The following is a 3,862-nucleotide window of genomic DNA, read 5'->3' on the forward strand; positions in this document are numbered from 1 at the left end:
GGAACCGAACACCATCTGGAAGTGTCCTAGATGGGTAAGTTTCGGACAACGGTAACGCCACCCGCAAAATCCGAAATATCTGCTCCAGAACAGAAACCTCGACCAGCACCAGTTAGAACGATAGCTCGAATCTCTGGGTCCTCCTTAGCCTCTCTAAAAACATATTTCAAATCCTTATTCATCTGGGAATTTAAAGCATTCAATTTTTCAGGACGGTTAAGCGTAATAACTGCAACCCTACCCTTCTTTTCATATAGAACCGTTTCAAACTGCGGCATAAAGAACACCACCCAACAAGTCATATAAAATCCAATAAAACAGAAAATCAACAAATGTAATTTAAAAAGAATTACATACTAAATAAATATTTACACGCCAACATTTAAAAAAGTAAAAAATAGAAGAGGGGATGCTAAAAACTCACTCTGGCTTTTTGTGTTTCCTGTTCTCTTAGAACCCTTCTCAAGGTTTTACCAACCATACTCTTTGGTAGAAACTCCACAATCTCCACGTATCTGGGATACTTGTAAGCCGCCATATGCTCCCTGCACCAGTAAATAATATCGTCCTCCGTGACCTGGCCCTTATACTCGGGTTTCAAAACCACAAACGCCTTAATCTGCTCACCCGCTTCGGGGTCAGGCACACCAATCACCGTAGCATCCATGACCGCCTCATTTTCAAACAGAATCTCCTCCAACTCCCGTGGATACACACTATGACCCTTATACTTGATTATGTCCTTAGTACGATCCATTATGTAGAAGTGTCCATTCTCATCCATCCGTGCAAGGTCACCAGTCTTCAACCAACGAACCCCGCCTGCCTTAAAGAACACCTTCGCAGTCTCTTCGGGGCGGTTCCAGTAACCTTTCATAACCTGAGGACCGCTAACAACCAGCTCTCCCATTTCACCGATAGGTAGAAACTCGTTAGTATCTGGATCCACTATTCCCGCCAAAGTGTTCAGAATCGGGGGGCCAACCGAACCCGGCACGTCTCCGAAAAGCTGAGCGCAACGAGAGTGGGTAACTGGGCTAGCCTCAGTTAAACCGTAACCCTCGCTGAGAGGGTTACTAGACAATTGTTGCCACTGTCTAGCAAGCTCTAGAGGAGTGGGTGCAGCACCCATATTGAGATACTTCAAACAGGAAAAGTCAACCTCGCGAGACTTGGGATGATTCAGCAACAAGATGAGGATAGCGGGAACCGCAATAAATGTGTTGGGTCTGAATTTTTGAATCGCCTCAAGAATCGGAACTGGGTCAAACTGGGAGAAACAGATGCCAAGAATGTTTAACAAGGCCCCGGCGACTATCTCAACCGTCTGACCGTAGCTATGATACCAAGGTAATACCGATATTGCAACTGTTCTCTCAATGCCTAACTTTTTGTTCAACATTTCTGTGATGGGTTTTATCTGCAATGCGTTAGCTAACATGTTGTAGTGTGTAAGCATTGCACCCTTAGGCAGCCCAGTTGTGCCGCCTGTATACAGGAGCACCGCCACGTCTTCTGTGGGGTTTATCTTTACCTTTGGCGGGTTAGGCGGGTTTTTCTGAATTAGTTCATCGAAGTTCAATATTTTGTCAAGGTCTTCCCTTTCAACCTGAAGCCTCTCTCCCAAAAGGTTGCATACGATAACGTTTTTGAGCTTCGTTTCATCTTTAATCTGTTTCACGTTATTGTAGAAAAGATCTATGGTTACTATGGTTTCTGCCCCGCTGTCGTTTAACTGGTAGGCGACTTCACGGGGCACAAATAGTGGACTGATGGCGGTAACAGTAGCTCCTATATTTAAAATGCCATAGTAAGCTACCATAAAATGAATGGAATTCGGAAGGTAGATCGCTACCACGTCACCTTTTCTTACTCCCAGGTTGTGGAGTGCTGTTGCAAATCTATCAGACATTTCCATAATCTGTTTACGAGTGTATTCCTTACCATAAAAAATGGTGCTAACCACATCACCATGCTTTTCCGCCGCTTCCCTGAATACTTCGGGCAAAGACTTTTTGGGCACTTTAATCTTCTGAGGATAACCTGGAGGATAACTCTTCAACCAAATTTTCTTCTTAACATAGTTCGGCAATTTAGTTTTTCCAAAGCTAAACATTTCTAAAACCACCCTTAAAGCATCGTTTTTAGAAAAAATATTGGTTTACAAATTTATAAACACTATCATAAAATAAATGATTAAAAAAAAGATTAACTCAAGAGAATTATTAATCAAATTTCCAAACAAGGGTTTAAATATTTTAAAAAAGAGAAAGGATTTGAAGCTTATTTTTTCTCGGCTTCTTTTTCTCTTAACACTTGTCTTAGAACCTTACCCACAATAGTCTTAGGAATAACGTCGATGAACTCTATATATCGGGGATACTTGTAGGCAGCAACCCGCTCCTTAATCCAATTCTTCATCTCCTCCTCGGTCACCTTACCCTTGTAATCCGGTTTAAGCGATATGTACGCCTTTATATTCTCTCCCGCCTCAGGGTCGGGTACGCCGATCACCGCACACTCTAGCACCGCGGGGTGCTCAAATATGACTTCTTCTATTTCCCGGGGGTAAACACTGTGTCCTTTGTATTTGATTATGTCCTTGGTGCGATCCACAATGTAGAAGTATCCATCCTCATCCATTCGGGCTAGGTCTCCGGTTTTGAGCCACTTGTAGCCCCCTGCTTCAAAGAACACTGCTTCGGTATCTTTAGGCCTGTTATAGTAACCTAGCATCACCTGAGGCCCGCTAATAACCAATTCTCCCATTTCACCGATGGGTAGAAACTTGTTACTATCCGGGTCCACTATGCCTGCCAACGTATTAGGAATCGGTGGTCCGATGCTACCCAGTTTTTCGCCGAACAACTCGGCGGGTCGAGTGTGAGTTACAGGACTGGTTTCAGTTAGACCGTAGCCTTCGCTCAGCGGGTGTCCTGATAATTTTTTCCACTGTTTTGCAACCTCGTCTGGCGTGGGGGCGGCTCCCATGTTCATGTATTTGAGGCAGCTGAAATCTGTTTCTTGAGCCTTGGGGTGATTCAAGAGTGCAATAAGCATGGCGGAGACTCCTAGGAAGAGCCAGGGTTTATACTTGTTAATGGCGTCGAGAATAGCTCCGGGATCGAACTGTGCGAAAAGCACCGCGGTTGAATCAATCAGGTTACCCGCCACGATTTCACAAGTCTGACCGTATATGTGATACCATGGCAGTACGCTGATGGATTTTACTCTCTTCTCATTGAACCTCTTTTTTAATGCTTCCGTTAGTGGTATGATTTGGTGGGCGTTTGCTATGAGGTTATAGTGTGTGAGGAGTGCGCCCTTAGGCATACCGGTTGTGCCCCCAGTATATTGAATCACAGCAATCTCTTTAGTGGGGTCTATCTTTATTCTAGTTATGTCAGGGGTGGTGTCCCTGATCAGGTTGGTCATATGGTAGATTCCCTGGTTCACGTTCTCCTCCACGGTGGGTGTTTGTCCCATTATGTTGGTAATGAGGATGTTTTTTAGTTTAACCTCATTTTTTATTTGTTCAATGTTGTTGTAGAACATGTCCATGGTTACTAGGGTTTGGGCTCCACTATCTTTTATCTGGTACGCTATTTCCCTTGGGACGAAGAGGGGACTGATGCAGGTCATGGTTGCTCCCGCTGCCAGCCCGGCTAAGTATGCTATTATGAATTGGGGGCAGTTAGGCAGGTATATTGCTATCTTGTCTCCTCTCTTGATTCCCAGTTTTTGTTGATAAGCCGTGGTCAATCTGTCAATGTAATCCTTGAACTCTTTTCGGGTAAACTCTCTCCCGTAGAATATTATGCTTACAGAGTCAGGCCACTTATCGCTGGCTTCCTCCGCCAGT

3 protein-coding genes are annotated in these 3,862 nt (G+C 44.3%); all 3 read right to left on the reverse strand.

Translation table 11 applies throughout. The features are described 5' to 3' along the window. Positions 1-26: 26 nt before the first annotated feature. Positions 27-278 (reverse strand): enoyl-CoA hydratase/isomerase family protein, encoded by a 252-nt coding sequence (locus ACUVXA_RS17920; RefSeq protein WP_445872653.1) that lies wholly within the window; start codon positions 276-278, stop codon positions 27-29. A 134-nt stretch (positions 279-412) separates the two neighbouring features. After that, positions 413-2,116 (reverse strand): long-chain-fatty-acid--CoA ligase, encoded by a 1,704-nt coding sequence (locus ACUVXA_RS17925; protein ID WP_445872654.1) that lies wholly within the window; start codon positions 2,114-2,116, stop codon positions 413-415. 167 nt (positions 2,117-2,283) lie between these two features. Further along, a partial coding sequence (locus tag ACUVXA_RS17930) for an AMP-binding protein (protein ID WP_445872655.1) occupies positions 2,284-3,862 on the reverse strand: 1,579 nt, incomplete at its 5' end.

Source organism: Candidatus Jordarchaeum sp. (assembly GCF_052745115.1).